20 protein-coding genes are annotated in these 24,633 nt (G+C 35.2%); 14 read left to right on the top strand and 6 right to left on the bottom strand.

What is annotated here, in order from left to right; genetic code table 11:
* Positions 1-31: 31 nt before the first annotated feature.
* From xerC to I583_RS06245, 5 genes are all read left to right on the top strand, one after another.
* Positions 32-931 (top strand): tyrosine recombinase XerC, encoded by a 900-nt coding sequence (gene xerC, locus I583_RS06265; RefSeq protein WP_010761355.1) that lies wholly within the window; start codon positions 32-34, stop codon positions 929-931.
* Between the two features lie 226 nt (positions 932-1,157).
* A complete protein-coding gene (hslV, locus tag I583_RS06260; protein ID WP_034682741.1) occupies positions 1,158-1,706 on the top strand; it encodes an HslVU peptidase proteolytic subunit in 549 nt (182 codons plus the stop codon).
* A 16-nt stretch (positions 1,707-1,722) separates the two neighbouring features.
* On the top strand, positions 1,723-3,126 hold the full coding sequence (gene hslU / locus I583_RS06255) for an ATP-dependent protease ATPase subunit HslU (RefSeq protein WP_010761357.1): 1,404 nt from the start codon (positions 1,723-1,725) through the stop codon (positions 3,124-3,126).
* A gap of 116 nt (positions 3,127-3,242) precedes the next feature.
* Complete coding sequence (codY, locus tag I583_RS06250) at positions 3,243-4,034, top strand: GTP-sensing pleiotropic transcriptional regulator CodY (RefSeq protein ID WP_010761358.1); 792 nt, start codon at positions 3,243-3,245, stop codon at positions 4,032-4,034.
* 12 nt (positions 4,035-4,046) lie between these two features.
* The gene (locus I583_RS06245) at positions 4,047-4,922 is read left to right on the top strand and encodes an aldose 1-epimerase family protein (RefSeq protein WP_010761359.1); all 876 of its coding nucleotides are present in this window, start codon (positions 4,047-4,049) and stop codon (positions 4,920-4,922) included.
* 53 nt (positions 4,923-4,975) lie between these two features.
* On the opposite strand, the gene plsY is transcribed toward I583_RS06245, so the two are convergent.
* Positions 4,976-5,608: a glycerol-3-phosphate 1-O-acyltransferase PlsY gene (gene plsY / locus I583_RS06240; protein WP_010761360.1), complete on the bottom strand. Its 633-nt coding sequence runs from the start codon at positions 5,606-5,608 to the stop codon at positions 4,976-4,978.
* Between the two features lie 116 nt (positions 5,609-5,724).
* Between plsY and I583_RS06235 the strand changes: the two genes are divergently transcribed.
* The 7 genes from I583_RS06235 (at position 5,725) to I583_RS06205 (ending at position 16,263) form a co-directional block, all read left to right on the top strand.
* Positions 5,725-6,150, top strand: a complete 426-nt coding sequence (locus tag I583_RS06235) for a CoA-binding protein (protein ID WP_010761361.1) — start codon at positions 5,725-5,727, stop codon at positions 6,148-6,150.
* Positions 6,151-6,272: 122 nt separating this feature from the next.
* The gene (gene parE, locus I583_RS06230; RefSeq protein ID WP_010761362.1) at positions 6,273-8,348 is read left to right on the top strand and encodes a DNA topoisomerase IV subunit B; all 2,076 of its coding nucleotides are present in this window, start codon (positions 6,273-6,275) and stop codon (positions 8,346-8,348) included.
* A gap of 12 nt (positions 8,349-8,360) precedes the next feature.
* Complete coding sequence (parC, locus tag I583_RS06225; RefSeq protein WP_010761363.1) at positions 8,361-10,829, top strand: DNA topoisomerase IV subunit A; 2,469 nt, start codon at positions 8,361-8,363, stop codon at positions 10,827-10,829.
* 288 nt (positions 10,830-11,117) lie between these two features.
* Complete coding sequence (gene pflB, locus I583_RS06220; protein WP_010761364.1) at positions 11,118-13,364, top strand: formate C-acetyltransferase; 2,247 nt, start codon at positions 11,118-11,120, stop codon at positions 13,362-13,364.
* Positions 13,365-13,429: 65 nt separating this feature from the next.
* Positions 13,430-14,194: a pyruvate formate-lyase-activating protein gene (pflA, locus tag I583_RS06215; protein ID WP_010761365.1), complete on the top strand. Its 765-nt coding sequence runs from the start codon at positions 13,430-13,432 to the stop codon at positions 14,192-14,194.
* Positions 14,195-14,289: 95 nt separating this feature from the next.
* Positions 14,290-15,216 carry a manganese-dependent inorganic pyrophosphatase gene (locus tag I583_RS06210; RefSeq protein ID WP_010761366.1) on the top strand — a complete coding sequence of 309 codons (927 nt, stop codon included), beginning with the start codon at positions 14,290-14,292 and terminating at the stop codon, positions 15,214-15,216.
* Positions 15,217-15,327: 111 nt separating this feature from the next.
* Entirely contained in the window at positions 15,328-16,263 is a 936-nt protein-coding gene (locus I583_RS06205; RefSeq protein ID WP_010761367.1) for a DUF1803 domain-containing protein, read from the top strand.
* Between the two features lie 84 nt (positions 16,264-16,347).
* On the opposite strand, the gene I583_RS06200 is transcribed toward I583_RS06205, so the two are convergent.
* Positions 16,348-16,881 (bottom strand): DUF2179 domain-containing protein, encoded by a 534-nt coding sequence (locus tag I583_RS06200; protein WP_010761368.1) that lies wholly within the window; start codon positions 16,879-16,881, stop codon positions 16,348-16,350.
* Between the two features lie 257 nt (positions 16,882-17,138).
* On the opposite strand from I583_RS06200, the gene cls reads away from it, so the two are divergent.
* Both cls and I583_RS06190 read left to right on the top strand, forming a co-directional pair.
* The gene (gene cls / locus I583_RS06195) at positions 17,139-18,599 is read left to right on the top strand and encodes a cardiolipin synthase (protein WP_010761369.1); all 1,461 of its coding nucleotides are present in this window, start codon (positions 17,139-17,141) and stop codon (positions 18,597-18,599) included.
* A 696-nt stretch (positions 18,600-19,295) separates the two neighbouring features.
* The gene (locus tag I583_RS06190; RefSeq protein WP_010761370.1) at positions 19,296-20,285 is read left to right on the top strand and encodes an ETX/MTX2 family pore-forming toxin; all 990 of its coding nucleotides are present in this window, start codon (positions 19,296-19,298) and stop codon (positions 20,283-20,285) included.
* Positions 20,286-20,695: 410 nt separating this feature from the next.
* Here the strand turns inward: I583_RS06190 and I583_RS06185 are convergent, their stop codons facing one another.
* The 4 genes from I583_RS06185 to I583_RS06170 all read right to left on the bottom strand — a co-directional run bounded on the left by I583_RS06185 (position 20,696) and on the right by I583_RS06170 (position 24,631).
* Complete coding sequence (locus I583_RS06185; protein WP_010761371.1) at positions 20,696-21,148, bottom strand: nucleoside deaminase; 453 nt, start codon at positions 21,146-21,148, stop codon at positions 20,696-20,698.
* A 29-nt stretch (positions 21,149-21,177) separates the two neighbouring features.
* Positions 21,178-21,654 (bottom strand): GNAT family N-acetyltransferase, encoded by a 477-nt coding sequence (locus I583_RS06180; protein ID WP_010761372.1) that lies wholly within the window; start codon positions 21,652-21,654, stop codon positions 21,178-21,180.
* A 105-nt stretch (positions 21,655-21,759) separates the two neighbouring features.
* Positions 21,760-23,103 carry an FAD-dependent oxidoreductase gene (locus tag I583_RS06175; protein WP_010761373.1) on the bottom strand — a complete coding sequence of 448 codons (1,344 nt, stop codon included), beginning with the start codon at positions 23,101-23,103 and terminating at the stop codon, positions 21,760-21,762.
* 304 nt (positions 23,104-23,407) lie between these two features.
* Positions 23,408-24,631, bottom strand: coding sequence for an amidohydrolase family protein (locus tag I583_RS06170; RefSeq protein ID WP_010761374.1), 1,224 nt, complete (start codon positions 24,629-24,631; stop codon positions 23,408-23,410).
* Positions 24,632-24,633: the final 2 nt, after the last annotated feature.

Genomic DNA, 24,633 nt, shown 5'->3' with positions numbered 1-24,633 from the left:
AGTTACTGTGTAATTTAATGGAGGAAGGTCTATGCAGGAGAAAAATTGGTCAGAGCTATTTTTAAACTATTTGATCGTTGAACGTGGCTATTCTGAAAAAACCAAAATTGCTTATGAAGAAGATATGCTCAATTTTTTTAAATTCTTAAAGGATTCAGGCGAAGCTGATTATTTAAGTGTCGATCATTTGGATATCCGCACTTATCTAAGTTTTCTCTATGATAAACAATATAGTCGGAATTCTATTAGTAGAAAAATTGCAAGTTTGCGTTCTTTCTATCAATTCTTACTAAAAAATGAAGTCATTAAAGAAAATCCTTTCTCATATGTCCACATGAAGAAAAAACAATTACGACTTCCTCGTTTTTTCTATGCAAAGGAGATGGATGCTTTATTCGAAAGTGCTAAAGGATCCAAGCCTTTAGAGTTAAGAAATCAAGCGTTATTAGAAATTCTATATGGTACAGGTATTCGAGTAAGTGAATGCACAAACTTAACCTTGCAGGCAATTGATTTCTCTGCAAATGTGTTATTGATTCACGGGAAAGGAAACAAAGATCGATATGTGCCTTTTGGTTCTTTTGCTCAAGATGCATTAAAGGAATATTTAGAAAATGGGCGGGCTGTTTTAATGGAAAAATACCATCAAGAACATGCTTTTGTCTTTGTTAACCATCACGGGAAACAAATTACCCCAACAGGTATCGAATACGTTTTGAATCAGCTTATCAAAAAAAGCACATTAAATAGTGATATTCACCCTCATATGTTGCGTCATACATTTGCGACGCATCTATTGAACAACGGCGCCGATATGCGGACCGTACAAGAACTACTAGGTCATTCTGATTTATCCACTACTCAGATTTATGCCCATGTAACAAAAGAAAGCTTACAAAAAAATTATCGAACATTTCATCCTCGTGCATAACGAGTAGAATTTTGACTAGCTTAACGGGCTATCACTACGCCTTTTAGATCTCATCAATTCAGAGCTGAACGATCCAGTCCAGCTTTTAACATTATCAAGCTTCACGAGCTAGTTTCTCGGGGGAAAGATAAAAATGAATGAGACAAAAAGTATCTCAGGTATTTTTTTCTATTTTCCAGTCGAGGCTAAACGAACTCGTTCTGCTTTTAAATTAGGAGGAACTATAATGGTTGAATCACAATTTCATTCAACAACGATTTGTGCTGTTGAAAAAGATGGAAAATTTGCAATGGCTGGTGACGGCCAAGTAACAATGGGTGAATCCGTTGTTATGAAAGGTACTGCTAAAAAAGTCCGTAGAATCTATAATGACGAAGTGGTTGTTGGATTTGCAGGAAGTGTAGCAGATGCTTTTACACTAGAAGAGAAATTTGAAGGAAAATTAAACGAATACAATGGTAATTTAACTCGTGCTGCAGTTGAGTTAGCACAAGAATGGCGTACTCAGCAATCTATGCAAAAATTAGAAGCTATGTTGATCGTCATGAATGATAAAGAAATGCTGCTTGTCTCAGGTACTGGTGAAGTAATTACACCAGACGACGGTATCCTAGCAATCGGTTCTGGTGGTAACTTTGCATTATCTGCGGCTCGTGCCATGAAACACTATGGCGACAAAGATATGTCTGCTAAGGAAATTGCTAAAAATGCGTTGACTATCGCAGCTGATATCTGTGTCTTTACAAATCACAATATTATTGTAGAAGAATTATAAATGGGGGACAACGACCATGAATGAATTAAACAAAACACCAAGAGAAATCGTCAAAGAATTAGATGAATATATCATCGGACAAGAAACTGCTAAAAAATCAGTTGCTGTGGCGTTAAGAAATAGATATCGCCGTTTACAACTCGAAGAGAAAATGCAGCAAGATGTAACACCAAAAAATATGTTGATGATCGGACCAACAGGAGTTGGGAAAACAGAAATTGCTAGACGTCTAGCAAAAATCGTCAATGCGCCTTTTATCAAAGTAGAAGCAACTAAATTTACCGAAGTTGGGTACGTTGGTCGAGATGTAGAATCGATGGTTCGTGATTTAGTTGAAAACGCGATTCAAATTGTAGAAAAACAACAATATAGCAGAGTATATTCTCAAGCTCTAAAAAAAGCGAACAACCGTTTAGTAAAAGTTCTTGTACCAGGAATTAAAAAAGAACAAAAGCAAACGTCCAATAATCAATTTGAACAAATGATGCAAATGTTTAATAGTGCACAACAACCTCAAGAAACACAAGAAGAAGTAACTGAGGAAATCAAAGTGAATCGCAAAACGATTCTTGAACAATTAGAAAAAGGATTGCTAAACAATCGGGAAGTAACGATTGAAATAGATGAACCTAAAAAGACAATGCCTGCTATGAATAATGGGATGGAACAAATGGGCATCGATTTAAATGAAACATTAGGAGCTTTATCCCCCAAGAAAAAAGTTGAACGTACAGTTACTGTTAAAGAAGCCCAAGAATTATTAGTAAAAGAAGAATCCGCTAAAATCGTTAAAGATGCAGACATTCATAGTGAAGCAATTCGCTTAGCAGAGAGTAGTGGAATTATTTTCATTGATGAATTTGATAAAATTACATCGAAAAGCCAGCAAAACTCAGGTGAAGTGTCCAGAGAAGGAGTACAACGTGACATTTTGCCAATTGTTGAAGGTTCACAAGTCAATACAAAATACGGCTCAATTCAAACTGATCATATTTTATTTATCGCATCTGGCGCGTTCCATTTGTCTAAACCAAGCGATTTGATTCCTGAATTACAAGGTCGTTTCCCAATTCGTGTTGAGTTAGATGATTTAACCGCTGAGGATTTTGTCCGAATCTTAACTGAGCCCAATAATGCCTTGATCAAACAATATATTGCTTTAATTGGCACTGAAAATGTCACAGTTATATTCACGAAAGAAGCAATTGAACGAATTGCGAATATCGCGTTTAACGTTAATCGCGACACCGATAATATCGGTGCTCGTCGCTTGCATACGATTTTGGAACGTTTGTTGGAAGATCTATTATTTGAAGCACCAGATATGCAAATGGGTGAGATTACAATTACAGAAGCGTATGTGAATGAAAAACTGAACAGTATTGTTCAAAATGAAGATTTAAGCCGTTACATTCTTTAGGATATCTCTATGTAAGGTTGAAGGAGTTCTTTTAGCTTTTTGTTTTGAAAATTAAAATGTACAGCGCAACGCTGATGACACACATTCTTTCAGCTTTTAAATTAGGAGGAGTAAAAATGACTACTTTATTAGAAAAAACCCGTCAAATCAATAAACTTTTACAACAGAAAAATACTTTTGATCAAAAGGCCGAATTACCTTATGACAAAATGGCCGTAATTTTAGGTGATGTTTTAGATAGCAATGCATACATCATTAGTAATGAAGGGGTTTTGTTAGGGTATAACGAAAAACTAGATGTTAATAATGCACGTGTAAAACACATGTTTGAAGAGAAACGATTTCCGCAAAGCTATACAGATGCTGCTGACAATCTGATCAAAACAGAAGCAAATATTTCAATCACTAGTGATTTAACGGCATTTCCTGTTGAACTACGTGAAAAATACCCTTTTGGTCTAACAACGATCGTACCAATGTTTGGTGCCGGCGAACGTTTAGGAACAATTATTTTAGCTAGAGTAGAACAATCATTCGATGAAGACGATTTAGTTTTGGCTGAATATAGTGCTACGGTTGTTGGTATGCAGATACTTTACCAACAATCACGCAACATTGAAGCAAACGTTCGTAGCGCAACAGCAGTGCAGATGGCAATCAACACGTTATCTTACAGCGAACTAAAAGCGGTTCAAGCGATATTTAAAGCATTAGATGGTGAAGAAGGTAGATTGACTGCTTCAAGTATTGCTGATGAAATTGGAATTACTCGATCAGTAATTGTGAATGCTCTGAGAAAATTAGAATCTGCTGGAATCATTGAGTCGAGATCGTTAGGAATGAAGGGAACTTATCTGAAAGTTTTAAATAAACAATTTATCAAAGAATTGGAAAAAGATAACAAGTAGGAGGCAGTGAGTATGACTGTACAGATTGAAAATGAATACCTAATCGCGACAATCGCTGAAGATGGTGCTGAACTTGTCAGCTTAAAATCAAAGAAAAACAATATAGAATATATTTGGCAAGGAGATCCAGCTTTTTGGGGTCGTCATGCACCCGTATTATTTCCAGTTGTTGGTCGTTTAAAAGAGGATCAATACACGTATGAAGAGCACACATATCCTATGAGTCAGCATGGATTTGCTAGAGATAGCCTTTTTGAAGTGATCGAACATGGTTCAGAGCTAGTCTCATTATCCTTAAAAAGCAGTAAGGATAGTAAAAAAGTGTATCCTTTTGACTTTGAGTTGATTCTTTCTTATGCCTTAGAAGCCGATAACTTAGTGGTTAATTATCAAGTTGAAAATACTGGGAACAGTGAAATGTATTTTTCAATTGGCGGTCATCCTGCGTTTAATGTTCCTTTAGAGCAAGAGTTAAGTTTCAATGATTATTATTTAAGCTTTTCTCCCAAAAAATCGCGCACCCAAATTCCTTTAGCAGGTCCATTTGCGGATTTTGAACATAAAACATTAGGTCAAACCAATACTAGCCTGGACATTCGCAGAGAGTTATTCAAACAGGACGCAATTATTTTTGAAACTAAAGGAGTAAATGCCTTTACGATTGAAACAGATGAAGGGCCGCATAGCATCAGTTTAAGCTACTCAGACATGCCTTATGTGGGGATTTGGTCTCCTTATCCACAAGAAGCGCCATTCGTTTGTATCGAGCCTTGGTGTGGTATTGCTGATGATGTAAATGCGACTGGAAATCTAGTAGACAAAAAAGGGATCAATAAATTAGGGCCATCAGATGTTTTTAAAACGAATTATACTATTACAGCTAAATAGTGATGAATACAAAACTAGGACACGAAGTATCACAAAACTTCATGTCCTAGTTTTTAGTTTTCTTTTTTTGCACCTAATCCGAAAGATACACGACTTTCAGTACCATCTTTGATTCGTTTTATATTATCTTTGTGACGAATGAAAATAAAAATCGTTAATGCTAAGGCAATCAAAGTCAATAACCAGTCAAACTCAGGCAAAATAGCCGGAATAGCAAATGGAAGAATAATCGTTGAAAGAGTAATCAATACAGCGCTGATCATACTAGTCAAACTCACCATGCTGGTAACATATAACATAATAATAAAAATCAAGGCAGAATAAACAAAAAATGCTGGATTGTAAGCTAAAATCATCCCTGCGCTAGTTGCAACGGCTTTTCCTCCTTTGAAATTTGCAAAAATCGGAAACGTATGACCTAAAACTGCTGCAACACCAAAAACTAAAGGATTAACATTCAAAGAAAATAGCAGAGGTAAACTAGTTGCTAAGGTTCCTTTTAAAATATCCATGAGCAGAACCGTTATACCAGCTTTTTTTCCTAGAACTCTAAACGTATTTGTTGTTCCTGTATTACCGCTACCAAATTGACGAAGATCCTTTTTAAAAAAGAGTTTTCCAACCCAAACACCTGAAGGAATGGAACCTAATAGATAGGCGATAACTAATAGCACGAAGAATTTCATTGAGCAACCTCTTTCTGTTCAAACTAGCATTTATTTTATCATGAATAGAAACAGCTAACAATAATTAAATATTCGTTGTATAATGAAGTTAAGAGAAATTAGAAAGGATGATTAAAATGCCTATAGAAAATCCATCACAAGAACAAATTTTTGACTACTTAAAACAAGCCAAACGGATCGCAGTCGTTGGACTGAGCGCAAAAGAAGACCGCACAAGTTATAAAATTGCGAAATTACTACAAGAATATGGCTACGAAATCATTCCTGTAAACCCAATATTAGCTGGACAAGAAATCTTAGGTGAGAAAGTCTATGAAAAATTACAAGATATACCAGGCCAAATCGATATCGTGGATATTTTCCGTCGAAGTGAATTTTTACCTGAAGTCGCTCAAGATTTCATAGAAACAAAGGCAAAAGTTTTTTGGGCTCAATTAGGCTTAGAAAGTGAAGAAGCAGCTGAAATGTTGAAAAAAGCAGGAAGAAATGCTATTATAATGAATCGTTGCATCAAAATTGAATTAGCTGAAATGCCGAAATAGATGCAAAATATCTTAAGAAAGAGTGGCCGTTTAGGAAAGCTCTTTTTTTTTGAGAGTTTTTAGAGTATTATTGTAATGATGTGGCCTTTGGCCCTATAATTCAAGTATAAGGAGTTTTTTCTTTGGCGAAAAAAGTAAACAATGAATACAATGACGCCTCCATTCAGGTTTTAGAAGGATTGGAAGCTGTACGAAAAAGACCAGGAATGTATATCGGCTCCACAGACAGTCGCGGTTTGCATCATTTAGTCTACGAAATCGTTGATAACGCAGTTGATGAAGCATTATCCGGTTACGGAAATGAAATCAGTGTAACGATTCAAAAGGATAATAGTATCAAAATCACCGACTCAGGACGAGGAATGCCTGTTGGGATGCATGCATCTGGAATTCCAACCGTTGAAGTAATCTTCACGGTTCTTCACGCAGGTGGAAAATTCGGTCAAGGTGGTTACAAAACATCAGGTGGACTGCATGGTGTAGGTGCTAGCGTAGTGAATGCATTATCTAGCTGGCTAGAAGTACGTATCGTTCGCGATGGTGTTGAATATATGGAACGTTTTGAAAACGGTGGAAAACCCGTTGGCACCTTAAAAAAAGTTGGGAAAACAAACAAAAAGAATGGAACTTCTGTGATTTTCCTTCCTGATGATACCATTTTTTCAACTATTCATTTTTCATACGATACATTAGCAGAGCGACTTAGAGAATCTGCATTTCTATTAAAAGGTGTTAAAATTTCCCTAACAGACCTTAGAGGGGAAGAGCCAAAAGAAGAAATTTTCCATTATGATGAAGGAATCAAAGAATTCGTGGCCTATCTTAATGAAGAAAAGGACACATTAACACCCGTTGTCTATTTTTCAGGTGAAAAAGATGGCATTGAAGTTGAACTTTCTTATCAATATAATGATGGCTATTCAGAAAATGTCCTTTCATTCGTAAATAACGTACGGACAAAAGATGGTGGTACTCATGAAGTGGGTATGAAGTCATCAATGACAAAAGCTTACAACGAATATGCAAGAAAAGTCGGTTTGCTGAAAGAAAAAGATAAAAACCTCGAAGGTAGTGACTTCCGTGAAGGATTAGCAGCAGTGCTATCAATCCGCGTTCCGGAAAACTTATTACAATTTGAAGGGCAAACCAAAGAAAAACTCGGCACGCCAATGGCACGTAATGCAGTAGATAACGTTGTCGGAGAGCAAATGGGCTTTTATCTACAAGAAAATAGCGAAATGAGCCAACAATTGATCCGTAAAGCGATTAAAGCCCGTGAAGCTCGTGAGGCAGCTCGTAAAGCCCGTGAAGAAAGTCGAAATGGAAAAAAACGAAAAAAAGGGGAATCTCTTTTATCTGGAAAGCTAACACCAGCACAATCACGTAATCCTAAGAGAAATGAATTATATCTAGTCGAAGGAGATTCTGCCGGCGGCTCAGCGAAACAAGGTCGAGATAGAAAATTCCAAGCAATTTTACCTTTGCGAGGTAAAGTTTTAAATACTGAAAAAGCGAAGATGCAGGATATTTTGAAAAATGAAGAAATCAACACGATGATTTATACTATTGGTGCAGGTGTTGGTCCAGAATTTTCAATTGAAGACTGTAATTATGATAAAGTCATCATCATGACCGATGCGGATACCGATGGTGCCCACATCCAAGTCTTACTGTTAACCTTCTTTTACCGCTACATGAAACCATTGATCGAAGCTGGTAAAATCTACATTGCTTTACCGCCTCTTTATAAGGTGTCAAAAGGAATCGGCAAAAAAGCAGTAACAGAATACGCCTGGACAGATGAAGAATTATCTAACGTAACAGAGCAAGTCGGCAAAGGATATATGCTGCAACGATACAAAGGGTTGGGGGAGATGAACGCAGATCAGCTGTGGGAGACCACCATGGACCCTGAGACACGTACGTTGATCCGAGTGAGAATAGATGATGCAGCACAAGCAGAACGTCGTGTAACGACTCTAATGGGTGATAAAGTAGAACCTAGAAGAAAATGGATCGAACGTCATGTACAGTTCACATTAGAAGAAGATGGCAGTATTTTAGATAGAAAAGATGGCGAAACAGAAATTTCTCCATCCATTTCTAATGAAGTACTAGATGAAGAAAAAAAAGAAGAAACTGAGCGTAAAAATGCAGAAACAGAAGCAGCAGAAATCAGTTTATTCGATTTAGAGTAGGGAGTGACAAATTTGGAAAAACGCCAGGATATTCAAGAATTGACGCTTGAAGAAGTAATGGGCGATCGTTTTGGAAGATATTCCAAATATATCATTCAAGAACGGGCCCTACCTGATATTCGTGATGGGTTAAAGCCTGTACAGCGTAGAATTTTATTTTCCATGAACAAAGATGGAAATACCTTTGAAAAAAGCTTTAGAAAATCCGCAAAGTCTGTCGGAAATATCATGGGGAATTATCATCCTCATGGTGATAGTAGTATATATGAAGCCATGGTTCGTTTAAGTCAGGACTGGAAGCTTCGTGAAGTCTTGATTGAAATGCACGGAAATAACGGAAGTATGGACGGTGACCCACCAGCCGCAATGCGTTATACCGAAGCTCGCTTATCTGAACTAAGTGGAGAGCTTTTAAAAGATATCGAAAAAGAAACAGTAGATTTCGTATGGAACTTTGATGATACCGAAAAAGAACCAACTGTTTTACCCGCTAAATATCCTAATTTACTTGTAAACGGTTCGACAGGAATCTCCGCAGGTTATGCAACAGAAATTCCTACGCACAATTTAGCTGAAATCATTGATGGTACGATTCACTTGATCGACCACCCAAATGCGACGTTAGACAAGCTGATGGAATTTATTCCCGGACCTGATTTTCCAACAGGTGGTATCTTACAAGGAAAAGAAGAAATCAAAAAGGCTTACGAAACTGGTAGAGGGAAAGTGATTCTTCGTTCAAAAACAAGAATTGAACCTCTAAAAGGTGGAAAACAACAAATCATTGTCACTGAAATCCCTTATGAAGTCAATAAAGCAACCTTGGTCAAAAAAATGGATGAAGTTCGCTTGAACAAAAAAATTGATGGTATCGCTGAGGTTCGTGACGAAAGTGACCGTACTGGATTGCAAATTGCCATTGAATTAAAAAAAGATACAAATGCTGAAGGTATTTTAAACTACCTATTCAAAAATACTGAATTACAAATCAATTACAACTTCAATATGGTTGCGATCGATAACATGACACCACAACAAGTTGGCCTAAAACGAATTTTAGACAGCTACATTACCCACCGCAAGCAAGTAATTACCAACCGAAGCCAATTCGAGTTGAATAAAGCTAAAAAGCGTCAGCACATTGTTGCAGGTTTGATTAAAGCTTTATCAATATTAGACAAAGTAATCGAAACGATTCGTGGTAGTAAAGACAAAAAAGATGCTAAGATGAATTTAGTCAAAGCCTATGCATTTACCGAAGAGCAAGCAGAAGCCATTGTTACGTTACAGTTGTATCGTTTAACTAACACAGATATCACTCAGCTTGAAAAAGAAGCCGAAGAACTGAATCAACTAGTTACTGAATTGACCAAAATCCTAAGTGACGAAAAAGAATTATTTAGCGTCATGAAAAAAGAATTACGGGAAGTTAAAAAACAATATGGCAATCCGCGCCTAACACAAATCGAAAATGAAATTCAAGAAATCAAGATCGATACAAAAGTTCTAATCGCTCAAGAAGATGTTGTCGTAACTGTTACACACGAAGGGTATATCAAACGTAGTAGTTTACGTTCGTACAGTGCGTCAAAACCGGAAGAGGTTGGCATGAAGGACGGAGACTTCCTGCTTTATACAGGTGAAGTCAATACGCTAGATCATATCTTATTGATTACTAATAAAGCCAATGTCATTTATCGACCAGTTCATGAACTTCCAGATTTGAGATGGAAGGAAATAGGTGAACATATTTCACAAGCTATTTTAAATCTGTCTGTTGACGAATCGATCATTGCTGTATATACCTATAAAGAACTATCTCCAACAAAAACATTTGTCTTTATGACAAAAGAAGGTATGATCAAACAAAGTAAAATGACAGATTTCGAACCTTGGAGAACTTATAAAAGTCGTCCAACGAACTGTATGAAATTAAAATCTGAAACAGATGAGATCGTAAATGTTTATTTAACTAACGAACAAAAAATCTTAGATGTCTTTTTAGTAAGTCATCGTGGTTTCGGCTTACGTTATCCGTTAGAAGAAGTCCCCGTAGTCGGTGCTAAGGCTGCTGGTGTCAAAGCAATGAATTTAAAAGAGCAAGATTACGTAGTGAACGGCTTGTTGGTTCATGAAGATGGTGATACACCAATTGTGATGTTAACACAACGAGGAAGCATCAAACGAATGCTAGCTCAAGAGTTACCTCAACTCGGACGGGCCAAACGCGGCTTGATGGTACTTAGAGAATTGAAAAAAAATCCTCATCGTGTAACCTTTATGTCTGAAAGCAGCCCATTAGAATTATTAGTTACAACACAAAATGGCGGACAGTATACGATTGACTCCCAAAAGTACCCAATCAATGATCGAACTTCCAATGGTTCCTTTATGCTTGATGAAAAACAAGATGGCGAAATTCTGGAAGTTCATGAAATGCATACTGCAGAATTGGAAGCAAAAGAAGAGGACGCTAAGTAAGATGTTTAACTGTTCTATATAATTCTAAAAAAGAGGAGACTGTACTAGTACAGTCTCCTCTTTTTTTATAACAGATTTCTTACTTGTAGAATTACTGCACAATTGATTAGTTAAACGAATCACAAATTGTAAACATTGATATAAAAGCGTTTATCGATATTTTACTAGAAAAAAAACGTAATTAGTTCAAAATGTAGTAAGGAAAGGCTTGCATAAAATCAACGATGTGTTATACTAATCACATAAAGCTGTTACATTAGATTTCAGCGTACTAAGGAGGCCCCAAAAATGGAGCAATGGAAAGGCTTTAAAGGCGAAAAATGGCAAAAATCAGTTGACACACGTGACTTTATTCAAAGAAACTACACTGAGTACACAGGTGATGATTCTTTCCTAGAACCAATCGCACCAAGCACTGACAAATTATGGACAAAATTACAGGAATTATTTGAAATACAACATGAAAAAAATGGTGTATACGACATGGATACAAATATTCCTGCAACTGTAACGTCTCATGAACCAGGATATTTAATCAAAGAAGAAGAAACAATTGTCGGTTTACAAACAGATGTACCGTTAAAACAAGCATTCATGCCATTTGGCGGAATCAACATGGCCAACAACTCTTTAACTTCAAATGGTTATGAAGTAGATGCAGAAATGTCTAAAATCTTTACAGAGTGGAGAAAAACACATAACCAAGGTGTTTTCGATGCTTACACACCTGAAATGAGATCAGCTCGTAAAAATAAAATCATCACAGGTCTTCCAGATGCTTATGGTCGTGGTCGTATCATCGGTGACTATCGTCGTATTGCATTATACGGTATGGATTTCTTGATTGCTGAAAAGAAAAAAGATTTAAGTAACACTGGTAACAAAGTAATGACAGATGATGTTATTCGTTTAAGAGAAGAAATCTCTGAACAAATCAGAGCAATGGCTGATCTTAAAGAAATGGCATCAACTTACGGCTTTGATATTTCTAAACCAGCTGCAAACGCAAAAGAAGCAATCCAATGGTTATACTTTGGTTACTTAGGTGCAATCAAATCACAAAACGGTGCTGCTATGTCTATTGGACGTATTTCTGCATTCCTAGATATCTATATCCAACGTGATTTAGAAGCAGGATTGATCACTGAATTTGAAGCACAAGAAATGATTGATCACTTGATCATGAAATTGCGTATGGTTAAATTTGCTCGTACACCTGAATATAACCAATTGTTCTCAGGTTACCCAATTTGGGCAACATTATCAATCGCTGGTATGGGGCTAGACGGACGTTCATTAGTAACGAAGAGTGATTTCCGTATCTTGCACACATTAACAAACATGGGACCATCTCCAGAACCTAACTTAACTGTGTTATACTCTTCACATTTACCAGTTGGATTCAGAACGTTTGCTTCTAAAATTGCAAAACAAAGTTCATCTATCCAATTTGAAAATGACGATCTATTACGTGCTAATTGGGGATCAGATGACTGTGCGATCGCATGTTGTGTATCTGCAACAGTTATGGGTAAAGATATGCAATTCTTCGGTGCTCGTGCTAACTTAGCAAAAGCTGTTCTTTATGCAATTAATGGTGGGGTAGACGAAAAAACTAAAATGCAAGTAGCACCTAAGTTCCGTCCAATGACTGGCGACACTTTAGACTACAACGAGTTTATCGATCGTTATAAAGATATCATGGACTGGTTAGCAGAATTGTATGTAAATACATTAAATGTTATCCACTACATGCATGATAAATATTCTTATGAAGCAGCACAATTAGCCTTCATGGAAAGTAACTTACAACGCACATTTGCAACTGGTATTGCAGGGATTTCACATGCTGCTGATTCAGTAATGGCGATTAAACATGGTAATGTAAAAGTAATCCGTGACGAAGACGGTTTAGCAATTGACTACGTTCCTCAAAATGAGTTTCCAACGTATGGTAACGATAATGAAGAAGCGGATGCAATGGCTAACTGGATTCTTGAGTACTTCATGACTCAAATCAGACGTCAACATACGTACCGTAATGCGAAACCAACAACATCATTATTAACAATCACTTCCAACGTTGTTTACGGTAAAGCGACTGGTAACACACCAGACGGACGTCGTGCTGGTAAACCATTAGCACCAGGTGCCAACCCAAGTTACCAAGATGGTAAATTCTTAGGTGAGAAAAATGGTCTTTTAGCATCACTTAACTCAACTGCTAGATTAGAATATACAAGTGCATTAGATGGAATCTCTAATACACAAACAATCAATCCTAACGGTTTAGGTAAAGATGATGACACAAGAATCGATAACTTACGTAACGTAATGGATGGCTACTTCGATAAAGGTGGTTATCACTTGAACGTTAACGTGTTCACAAATGAGTTATTATTAGATGCGCAAGCACATCCAGAAAAATATCCTAACTTAACAATCCGTGTATCTGGATATGCTGTGAAGTTCCGTGACTTAACTCCTGAACAACAAGCAGACGTTATCTCAAGAACTTCACACGATAGACTGTAATAAACAAACAACTGAAGGGTTGACCTCGTGTCAGCCCTTTTTTTAAAAGAAATGAGGAATGAGTAATGACAACTCCTATAACTGGTAGAATCCATTCTACAGAAAATTTTGGAACGGTTGATGGTCCCGGTGTTCGTTTCATCGTATTTACACAAGGTTGCCGCATGCGTTGCCAATTTTGCCATAACCCTGATACTTGGAAAATCGGTTCTGGCGGACGCGTAGTTACGACTGATGAAGTTTTAGATGAAGCTATCAAATATCGTTCTTATTGGGGCGAAAAAGGCGGAATCACTGTAAGTGGCGGTGAGCCATTACTTCAATTAGAATTCTTAACAGACTTATTTAAAAAAGCGAAAGAAAAAGGAATACATACAACAATTGATACTTGTGGCAAACCTTTCACAAGAGAAGAACCATTTTTCAGCCAATTTCAAGAACTGATGAACTATACTGACTTATTATTATTTGATATCAAGCACATTGATAATGAACAACATAAGCTACTTACTTCACTAGGAAACGAAAATATTCTGGAAATGGCCCAATACCTTTCCGAAATCGGTAAACCTGTTTGGATTCGTCACGTATTAGTTCCTGAACGCAGTGATTATGATGACTACTTGATTCGCTTAGATACATTTATTAAAACATTAAAAAATGTCGATAAAGTCGAAGTTTTGCCATATCATGTAATGGGCAAGTATAAATGGGACGAATTAGGTTTAGATTATCCGCTTGAAGGGATTGAACCACCGAAAGATGATCGTGTAGCAAATGCTAAAAAATTGCTTCATGTCAATGACTATCAAGGTTATACATCAAGATAGTCTATAAAAATAGAAAAGAGCGGCAATTATTGTTGTTTCTTTTCTATTTTTTGTTATTATTAATAATGAAGAAAAAGAAGGAGTGAACTATTTTTATGTCAAAAATTCTTGTTTTTGGACACCAAAACCCCGATACAGATGCAATTGGAGCAGCAATTAGCTTTGCCTACTTACAAAAAGAACTAGGAAAAGATACAGAACCAGTTGCTTTAGGAACACCCAGTGAAGAAACACAATACGCACTAGATTATTTTAATGTAGACGCACCAAGAGTAGTTGAAAGTGCAGCGGGGGAAACAAACCAAGTAATGCTAGTTGATCATAATGAATTTCAACAAAGTATCTCTGATATTGCAGAATTAACTATTCTTGCGGTCGTTGATCACCATCGTATCGCTAACTTCGAAACTGCAGATCCGTTGTATTATCGTGCAGAACCTGTCGGTTGTACCAGTACGATCGTTTTAAAACTCTTTAAAGAAAATAACGTTACAATTCCTAAGCAAATTGCTGGAATGATGGTATCAGCGATTATTTCAGATACATTATTATTCAAATCACCAACATGTACTCAAGAAGACATTGATGCAGCAAACGAACTAGCAGATATCGCAGAAATCAATTTAAATGGTTATGGTTTAGATATGTTAAAAGCTGGCACAAATTTGAGTGATAAATCTGCTGAAACATTATTAGATTTAGATGCTAAAAGCTTCCCTATGGGGGATAAGAATGTCCGAATCGCGCAAGTCAATACAGTTGACCTAAATGAAGTTTTAAATCGTCAAGGTGAGTTAGAAGCTGCAATGAATAGTGCAAATGCTGCAAATGGTTATGATTTATTTGTATTGATCATTACAAACATTTTAAACAGCGATTCTGAATTATTAGTAATCGGAGATTCATTAGATAAAGTAGAAGCAGCCTTTAAAATAAAACTAGATAATAATCGAGCATTTTTAAACGGTGTTGTTTCTCGTAAAAAACAAGTTGTTCCTCAATTAACTGAAGCATTTAGTTAAAAGGTGACATACATCTGATTTAGGAACTTAATAAACTACAGGTGGTGTAATAAAAACTCCAGCTGTAGTTTTTATTATTATCAAGGTTAAACAAGAAAGAGTGATACAACCATGGAATTTACATCCTATTATTTTGCGTCAAATAAAAATGAAGAAGACTTAAATAAACTCATCTGTGATCCCTTGTTCGCTAAGATAGTAGAGTATCTTTCAGAACACAAAGAACAAGAAGTTATTTTACGTCAAATAAAAGCAGCAATACCAACAGATAGCAATTTGGAATTATACTTAGATAAATTGATCAAATACAATCTTCTTGAACGAAAGAATAGAAGATATTCTTTAACTTTTCCTATTTATACTATGGATAAATCCATACAACTCCCGGATTCAATCACTAGAGCATTTCGGAATATTACTCAAGAAAGCTCAATGTTAAATAATTGTTTTGTATTTGGTGAATGGCTTTGGATGTTGCTTTTTGAAGATGAGCAAGATAATTATTTTTTTGGTGTTAAAGCTTCTCCAGAAAGCCAACCTATATTCCGTAGAAGGGAAGAGGGGAACGATTCGTTGCGCTTTGTTTCTATTTATACGGACAGTCTTGTTCCACTAGATTTGGCAAATTATTTCAATTTACTTTCAAGAAGAAAAGACTTACCGCAAAATTTTGAGGTGTTACAGAATGTAATTGGGGATGTAGATATCAATTATTTTATTCCCCAAATTCAAAAAGTGATACGTTCTATCAAACGAAATAAGACCAGAGTCGATAAACAAAATATTTTCCAAGAGGCGCTCATAATGACAGGTGATCTGAAACGAAATACAGAAAATCAATTATTTCTTGCTGTTCCGATTATAGACAGTGAGTGTGCTTGTGATGAAATCCAGACTATCTTAGACAAACTCCAAATAGAATTACCACCATTATGGAAAACGATCCACAATCAGAATCAACGGATATTTTTTAAGCAGCAACTATACAGTGTATTGTTTAAAAATTGTTTACCTGAACTTGATCATATTAGTTATTTCAAATTATAGATTACTATAATTTTATTATGTAAACTATAAGAAGGGAAATTAAATACCGCATCCTCGTTTTATTAACCAAGATGCGGTATTTAATTAATTATTCCTTTTACGAACTTTTTTCGTCCAAAAACCTCCTGAGATAAATTTAGGTTCATAGGAGATAATAAACGCTCTAGGCTCTTTCTCATTGATAAGTTTATACAAGCTACGTTCATTTTTACGAGGAGAGAGAATCTCTAAAATCATTCGCTCACCTTCGCGTCCAGCTCCAAAGCTTTGAGTCACTCCATAGCCATGTTCTCGTAACGTTTCGGGTAGATTTAATTGTTCAGTGGAAGAGGGTAGGATTGCTGTGACCATAATATAGCCTAAAGCTAAATAGTCTTCGATTTTAATTCCTACACTGATTCCAACAGCATAACCAAGTGCATAGACAACTAGATTCAATGGGTTATCCAATCGATTTAACACCATGCTTAGACCTAATACATAGATAGTGATTTCGGCCATACTGACTAAAGGTGCAATCAAACGATAACCTTTCATTGTTAGCATAAAACGGATCGTATTCAATGTGATATAAGAAAAATTGACCACAAAGATGGTAACAAGCATTTTAATGTCCATTTTTAATAATTCCTCTTTTCAATTCAACATATCAGCATATTATAGTACAACATTATGAGAATTAAAATAGTGAAAAACAAAATAATGAATAATTTTATTTTTCATAGTCTCTGATAAAATTTTCAAGATGAATTAAATTGCTAAATAAGGAAAGTTTCTATCTAATTAAGTGACTAAGGGATTGTTATTTGTTGGATGAATCAATAGTTTTTGCTATAATCATTATATTATGTAATTTAAGGGAGAAATGAAATCAGATGAGAATTTTTATCATCATACTTTTAGGGTTATTGTTATTAAATACCACTGCAGCACTCATTACTGTTTTTAGAAAACCGCGTAGCATTTCAAGTGTTTTAGCTTGGATTATGACTTTATTATTTTTACCAGGAATTGGATTTATCATCTATCTTTTTTGTGGCAGAGGAATCAATGGTCAAAAAGTCTTTAATTTGACAGATCATGATAAAGAAAATATCTCTAATATCAAAAAAATGGTCGATGAAGATAATTTAAAGTCTAATGGAAAATTAGATATAAACTTATTAACCGATGCACGTGTATTAAACAAATACTTTAGAAATATGGATTCTTCACCATTAAGTAAACGAAACAGCTTAAAAATCTATACAGATGGGAAAGATAAATTCGAAGCCTTATTTGAAGATATTCGTCAGGCCAAAGAGACTGTACATGTTGAATATTATTCTTTCTTTAACGATCGTATTGGAAATCAGTTTTTAGACTTATTAGGAGAGAAAGTTAAAGAAGGAGTATCGGTCCATTTAATTTATGACCCATGGGGATCTCCAGGTGCAAATAAAAAATTCTTTGCTTCATTTGTTGCGTTAGGTGGAAAAGTAGCTCCGTTTATCACCTCTAAGAATATGATTAGTAAAACACGCTTAAATTATCACTTACACCGAAAAATAGTCGTAATCGATGGGAAAATAGGGTGGACAGGTGGCTTTAACGTAGGAGATCAGTATTTGGGAGAAAGCAAAAAGTTTGGTTACTGGAGAGATACCCACATTCGCTTAGTCGGAACATCCGTTTTTTCACTACAAGAAATTTTTATTATGGATTGGAACGCCTCTGTGCAACACGATTCACAAAAAATGGACTATTTAGAAAATTACTTCCAAATTTCTGAAGATAGTGAACTTGGAAATTTAGCTTTACAGGTTGTTTCTGACGGCCCAGACTCTGAAGAAGAAATTTTAAAAAGCGGTTTTATCAAAATGATATTATCTGCTGAAAAATCAGTCTGGATTCAAACGCCATATTTAATTCCTGATGATAGTATGATCAACGCTTTATTGATTGCTGTGCGATCAGGTATCGATGTTCGAATCATGATTCCCTGTATGCCTGATCATCCATTTATCTATCGAGCAACACAATATTATGCAAACTATCTCCACAAAAGAGGCGTTAAGATATATATGTACCAGAATGGTTTTTTGCATGCTAAAACAATGATTATTGATAATGAAATCTGTATGGTTGGTACAACTAATCAAGATATCAGAAGTTACGCTTTAAATTTTGAAGTAAGTACATTTATCTATGATACAAAAATCGCATGGAAACTAACACAAATATTTGAATCTGATATGGATAAAAGTCTTTTATTAACGGATGAAATTATCCAAAAGCAATCACATTGGTTACGATTCAAACAAAACTTTTCACGATTATTATCACCAATACTATAGAAAAACAACGAGCAGCCTACTATTCTCTGCTCGTTGTTTTTCTATAGATTTTAGTCGCTATTTAAATATTTTTATTCTAGTTAACATAATATACATTATACAAAGTAGATTCAAAATCGTATTAACCTACCTTGAATCTCAATTGAACTTATCATTCGTGTTTTTGTATTCGCTTTTTTTAGCCTTTTTATACAGATTTTTAATCATGAAAAACATTTCTTCATTCATGTACGCTGACTAAACTTATTTTCTCTGAACTCTCTCTTTAGCAAGTTTTTTATGAACTTTAGACACGCGAGACTTCACATAGTCAAAAAATATATTGCGTAGCTCTATCCCTTCGTCACTTTTAGTTCTTTTCTTGATTTAATTTGTCCTATTGAAAAGATATCTAAGTTTATCCTGTTTTCTATTTGCGGAAGTTTTTTGTAGGTAAAGCATTTCTTAAAAACTCCCCGTATTATATTATTTTACACATTCACAGATGTCTAAAAAATATCATTATTTTTTGATAATTTTTTCTTAAAAGATAAAATCTTTTGTAAATCTCCTTAAAAAAAGACTATATACTATAAAAGTTAAGTATATATAACCAAAATGAACATTACAATTTTATTGGATAGTTGTATTATGAAAATAAGGAAGCGCTTTCTTATTATGTGATATAATAATTTAAACATTTTAGGAGGGAATTAATTGAAAAAATTTATTAAATTGAATTCATTAGTTTTGTTAGTAGGAATTGGTTTAACTGCTGTTACACCATCTGCAGTGGTGTTCGCAAATGAAGCGTTTGTAGAAGGAATTAATGAAAATGTTACTTTAGATGATGTTGATTTTTCCGCACAAATAAAGAATGATTGTAAAGATTTAGGCTTTACACTTTCTTATAATAAAACTGCTAATAAAGAAATAACAGATTTAGAAAGAATTAGTGATCCACAGAGCTCTAGGTTAGATCCTTTTTCCTTGACAATAGAACCGTTTTCAATCAAGTTAAATGATGATATGGTTATCCAGGATGGAGAATTCGTTGATGCAAACCAAGCTGTTCTTATAAATGATACGAAACAAGACCAACGTCTGTCTTCATCAACTTTTGTCTATAGTCAGAGCGATAGTGTCACTACACAAACTACACACAATGCTGGTATCTCAATAGATACCAGCGCAGAGATGAAATTTCCATTTGTATCTGGGTCTATATCAATGGATGTTCGATATGATTTTGGGCACTCTAATTCAGTGGTTTCAACTGTAGAAAAAAGTTGGTCAGTACCAGCACAAACTTTATTAGTACCAGCAGGACACACATATAAACTTCAGTGGTTGTTAACTGTTGGTAAAGCTTCCGGAACTACGAATGCCTCAAATAAAGTTTCTGCACATATTCCCTACGCACTAAAAGATAATGTTATTACTGCAACATATCCAATTGGAGATGCAATTGACGAACAAGAAAGATTAGTAAATATATTGAGAAGCTCTGCTTATCAATGGACAGAAAGGGAAAAGTGGAAACGAGTAGATGACAGTCATGCATTAAGAGTATTGGCAGATTCTAAATTTAAAGCTAAAATTGGCACTCAATTATTATTGGAGGTTAGTGATATAACTGATGGCAAAGAAGTTTTGATAGAAACAATTCCGATGAATGTAATTCCTAAAGTTGTACAAAAACAATAATTACTGGGTAAAATGAAATTAGCAAAGAGAGAAATCCACTCTAATATTTTATTCAGGTTAAAAAAGGTAGCTGATTTTAAAGTTAGCTGCCTTTTTTATTATCTACAGCTCTGCAAAAGCCCCCCACATCGCTTATAAAATCTTTACTTTCGTAAAACAATCTACAGTTTACAATCGAGGAAAAGATCTTCTAGCCTCAATCAAACACTTGATACTAACATAAATTTATGTTGCCTGAAAAGTCTAATTCTCAACTTTAAATAAATCAGTCTTATCTAAAAGTCTTTTCGACTTGGTTGGCAACTTCTGGCAGCAAGTCATTAGTTTTCGCTATGTATTTCCATAATATGGCGTCTCTGCAATTGGTCGTTTTAAAACTCGTTTTTTCTCATTTAACTCTATAAGTCTTTTTATTTTTCGTGCCTAGTAAAGTAGTCTTTTATCTCATCTAACATAAAATTCTCAATCAACTTTACTTGATGGATATCAACACCCTGTTCTAACATGGTTCTACACTTAATAAAAGACCAGTCTGGTAGTGAACCCCTGAATCTGGGATCATTAGCGTATACAACTCCGTCAATACCGCTCCAAAGAACTGCAGATGAACACAATGGACAAGGTTCGAATGTCGAATATAACCAATAATCTGGTGGTAATGTATCAGTCTTTAAAAGTTCACATGCTGATCTGATTGCGTTGATCTCAGCATGTGCTGTGGGGTCATTTGTTTGAGAAACAGTTGTTTTGCCGATAGCAATAATCTCTGATTTTTCATTGACAATTGCAGCGTGAATGGAATGATCTGCCCATTGTTTTTGAATTAACTCCGTCATGATTTTTGTACTTGGATGCTGACACATGTTAAACTCCTTTTTATAATTAAGTCTTTTCACTTTATTTGTTTTGACATGCTAATATCTGTAGCTATAAAACCTGTTTGTTCATATAAGTGAATCGCACCTTTATTGTGAGCGAACACATGTAAGTCGATTTGTGACACATTCATTTTTTTAGCTTTCTCAACTAGAGAATAAATTGTTTGTTTCCCATAGCCTATTTTTCTATATTCTTCAAACACGATAAAATCATAAATAAACAGTTTTGAATCATAGAGCGTTTTATTTAGATGGACCCATAAAAAACCTACCTTTTTATCTACTGAATCGTCTTCTATTGAATAAAGATATTCATTTTTAGTATCCTTTCCTGATGGTAAAAGTTCGCTAAAACTTTTCGTTGCTAAGCTAATCGCCTCTTCTTCATTCCATGTTCCAGCAGTGATTTTATCTTTCGCATAGTCCTTGATTGCAAAAGAAAGATACTTTTCATAATCAGTTGCAGTCATTTCTTTTAGTGTAATTGTCATCAAAGTCTCCATCCTATTCAAGTTATTTCCTTAAATGATACCATTTTTCCCCTATCAAAAAAAGACAACAGAAAATTTCTTTTCTGCAGTCTTTTAAATTTAAAATTATTGTTCGTTTTTCATTGCAGCTAAAGCAGCAGTATTAATAATATTCCAAGGTTTATCAAATGATGGTTGGAAGAAAAAGTCTGCATAAGCTAAGTCTTCAATTGTCATTTTCGCTTTGATTGCTAATGAAATAGCATTAATGTTTGCTGTTAAATCAGCTTTTGACATCAATTGTGCACCTAAAATTTGAGTTGTTTCAGGATCATAGACAAGTTTGAACCAAGCTTTTTGCTTATCAGGATTAAAGTCCATTAAATAATCTTCAACAACCAATGCAGATTTAGTCTTTTTATTTAATTTCTTAGCCATTTCTTCGTTAATTCCAGTAGAAGCGAATTTATAATCAAAAACAGCTAAACCTGATGAACCTTGAATACCTGGGAAAGGTTTTACTGGACTTAATAAGTTTTTCACCGCAAAACGGCCTTGTTTTCTGGCGTTGGTTGCTAAGGCAATATTAACTTCCGTTTCACCAGGATTGTATTTAATCAACGTCGCATCTCCTACTGCGAAAATATCAGGAGCACTTGTTTGCATGTATTCATCTGTTTTAATAAGACCATTTGGATGTAGCTCTAATGTGTCTTTCAACCAGCCAGTATTAGGACGAACACCGACTGCCACAACAACGAGATCAGCATCATATTCAGCTTTATCTGTTATAACTTTTTGAACTTGACCTTCCCCGGCATAGCTTTGTACAGTTTCATTTGTCACTACGTTGATATTGTTAGCTTCCATTTCCTCTGTCAAAACATCGGTAAACTCTTTATCTAAATAGACACCTAAAGGTCGATCTAAAATATCAATAACTGTGACTTTTTTACCAGCTTTAGCAAATGATTCAGCTGCTTCTATACCAATGTAGCCACTGCCGATTACAACTACATTATTCACTTCTGGATCAACTGTTTTTGCTTTTAATTTAATGGCCCATTTTCTACCACGCATCAAATAGATGTTTTCTAAGTCCTTACCTGGAACATTCAATTCGAACGGTACAGCTCCAGGACTAATGATAAGTTTATCGTAATCTTCTACACGTTCTTCTCCAGATAATAAATCCTTAACAACGACTTGATGATCTTCGGGTTTGATTGCAGTAATTTCTGTATTTGAGAAGACATTAACTCCTCTGCTTTCCATCTTTTCACCAGTCATATATCGAACGGAATTGACATCTTTGACTTTCCCTTCTAGATAAAGTTGCATACCACAGGATAGAAAAGAAATAAAATCACCTTTCTCATACCATTGGATTTCTGCATCAGGGTGTAAGTTTAATAATTCTTCAACTGCTTCATAGCCTCCGTGCGATGAACCTAAAACGATAACTTTCATTTCATGTACCTCCAATATTATTTATTATATAATAAAGAGTATCATATAAACACATGTAATAACAAGTGTTTTACCTTATCATTCTCAATTATTTATATTTAATTGAGAATGATAAGGTGGTTTCAATGTTGATAGTTATTACATAATGACTATTTATTTCCTTCACTTTGCTTTATTCTCATTTTTCAATACTAGTATGGGCATCATTTAGTTTACATAACAATATTATGATGAACTTATTTAGTAGAATATAAAAAAACGGCTATAAACTGTTTTAAACGTTATAGTCGTTTTTTCAACTCAATTATTTAAAAATAATCACTTCTTTTTTTACTTCAACTGTAATTTTACCATTTTTAATAACATAATTTCTCTCGGGAATATCAATAATTGCGTCTGCTTTTACTTTCGTATCAAGCAAAACTAAGTCAGCATTGTTCCCAATTTGTATCCCATAATCCTTAAGAGCCAATGCTTTTGCAGGATTTTCTGTGATCATTGGCAAAACAGTTGGCAGATCATCTGCTCCACCCAGATGTCCTACAGGAATTGCTAGCATTGCGATTTGCATTAAATCACCATTTCCGTATGGCGTAAATGCATTACGAATGTTATTGGTCGCGAGACATACATTAACTCCTGCATCTCGAAGTTTTCTGATGGGTGTTACTGCTCTTCTGACATTGTATACGTCATTTCTAGCACCTAAATGTAAATCTGTTGCCGGTAAAGCCATAACATTGATTTGTGCTTCAGACATCAGTGCTAGGATTTCATTTAATCGCTTAGGTTCCAATGCGTGAAGGGCAGTTAAATGTCCCACTGAAACTCTCCCATGATAATTTTCTGCGATCGTCTTTTTACATAAATATTCGATTGAAATGTCAGTTGCTTCATCGCTGAAATCTTGATGGAGATCAATGTCTTTATCATATTTTTTAGCAATTTCAAAAACTAAATCAATATGCTTATCTGCCGGTGCGTCATTATAAGGAATACCCCCTACAACGTCTGCCCCCATCTCCATTGCTTCATACATCATTCTTTCTGTGCCAGGTGCTTTAAAGATTCCTTCCTGCGGAAATGCAACGATTTGCATATCGATCAAATCTCGATACTCCTCTTTTAATTTCATGATCGTTTTAAAACCAGAGAACCCTTGAGCTGGATCGAATTCTGCGTGAGTTCTAACAGCTGTGACACCGTGAGCAATAATCATTTCCAACGCTTTTTTTGCCCTTTGGTAAATATCCTCTTCTGTGAAAGTTGGCTTTAACTCAGCTGTAACGCTAATTGCTTCTTGTAAAGTCCCTGATTTATTTGGTTTTCTGTCAGCGATTAAAGCCTTATCTAAATGAATATGACTTTCAACTAGACCAGGAATCAAAACACGCCCTTGTGCTTCGATTACGTTTACCGCGTTATCCGATAAATTCTCCGAAATAGCTATGATTTTACCATCTTTAATCCCCACATCTTGGAGCGCTTCTCCATCACGTAATCTTGCTTGCTTAATTAAAATATCCATTT

It is taken from the genome of Enterococcus haemoperoxidus ATCC BAA-382, assembly GCF_000407165.1.
Taxonomy (GTDB): Bacteria; Bacillota; Bacilli; order Lactobacillales; family Enterococcaceae; genus Enterococcus_L; species Enterococcus_L haemoperoxidus.
This window is presented reverse-complemented; position numbering and strand designations above follow the sequence as displayed.

Excerpts from the sequence above, each read along its gene's own strand:
- I583_RS06235 (WP_010761361.1), top strand. The coding sequence starts at position 5,725 with ATGCCTATAGAAAATCCATCACAAGAACAAATTTTTGACTACTTAAAA.
- I583_RS06205 (WP_010761367.1), top strand. The coding sequence starts at position 15,328 with ATGGAATTTACATCCTATTATTTTGCGTCAAATAAAAATGAAGAAGAC.
- I583_RS06185 (WP_010761371.1), bottom strand. The coding sequence starts at position 21,148 with ATGTGTCAGCATCCAAGTACAAAAATCATGACGGAGTTAATTCAAAAA.
- I583_RS06175 (WP_010761373.1), bottom strand. The coding sequence starts at position 23,103 with ATGAAAGTTATCGTTTTAGGTTCATCGCACGGAGGCTATGAAGCAGTT.
- I583_RS06245 (WP_010761359.1), top strand. The coding sequence starts at position 4,047 with ATGACTGTACAGATTGAAAATGAATACCTAATCGCGACAATCGCTGAA.
- hslV (WP_034682741.1), top strand. The coding sequence starts at position 1,158 with ATGGTTGAATCACAATTTCATTCAACAACGATTTGTGCTGTTGAAAAA.
- xerC (WP_010761355.1), top strand. The coding sequence starts at position 32 with ATGCAGGAGAAAAATTGGTCAGAGCTATTTTTAAACTATTTGATCGTT.
- hslU (WP_010761357.1), top strand. The coding sequence starts at position 1,723 with ATGAATGAATTAAACAAAACACCAAGAGAAATCGTCAAAGAATTAGAT.
- plsY (WP_010761360.1), bottom strand. The coding sequence starts at position 5,608 with ATGAAATTCTTCGTGCTATTAGTTATCGCCTATCTATTAGGTTCCATT.
- pflA (WP_010761365.1), top strand. The coding sequence starts at position 13,430 with ATGACAACTCCTATAACTGGTAGAATCCATTCTACAGAAAATTTTGGA.
- cls (WP_010761369.1), top strand. The coding sequence starts at position 17,139 with ATGAGAATTTTTATCATCATACTTTTAGGGTTATTGTTATTAAATACC.
- I583_RS06180 (WP_010761372.1), bottom strand. The coding sequence starts at position 21,654 with ATGACAATTACACTAAAAGAAATGACTGCAACTGATTATGAAAAGTAT.
- I583_RS06210 (WP_010761366.1), top strand. The coding sequence starts at position 14,290 with ATGTCAAAAATTCTTGTTTTTGGACACCAAAACCCCGATACAGATGCA.
- codY (WP_010761358.1), top strand. The coding sequence starts at position 3,243 with ATGACTACTTTATTAGAAAAAACCCGTCAAATCAATAAACTTTTACAA.
- I583_RS06200 (WP_010761368.1), bottom strand. The coding sequence starts at position 16,881 with ATGGACATTAAAATGCTTGTTACCATCTTTGTGGTCAATTTTTCTTAT.
- I583_RS06170 (WP_010761374.1), bottom strand. The coding sequence starts at position 24,631 with ATGGATATTTTAATTAAGCAAGCAAGATTACGTGATGGAGAAGCGCTC.
- pflB (WP_010761364.1), top strand. The coding sequence starts at position 11,118 with ATGGAGCAATGGAAAGGCTTTAAAGGCGAAAAATGGCAAAAATCAGTT.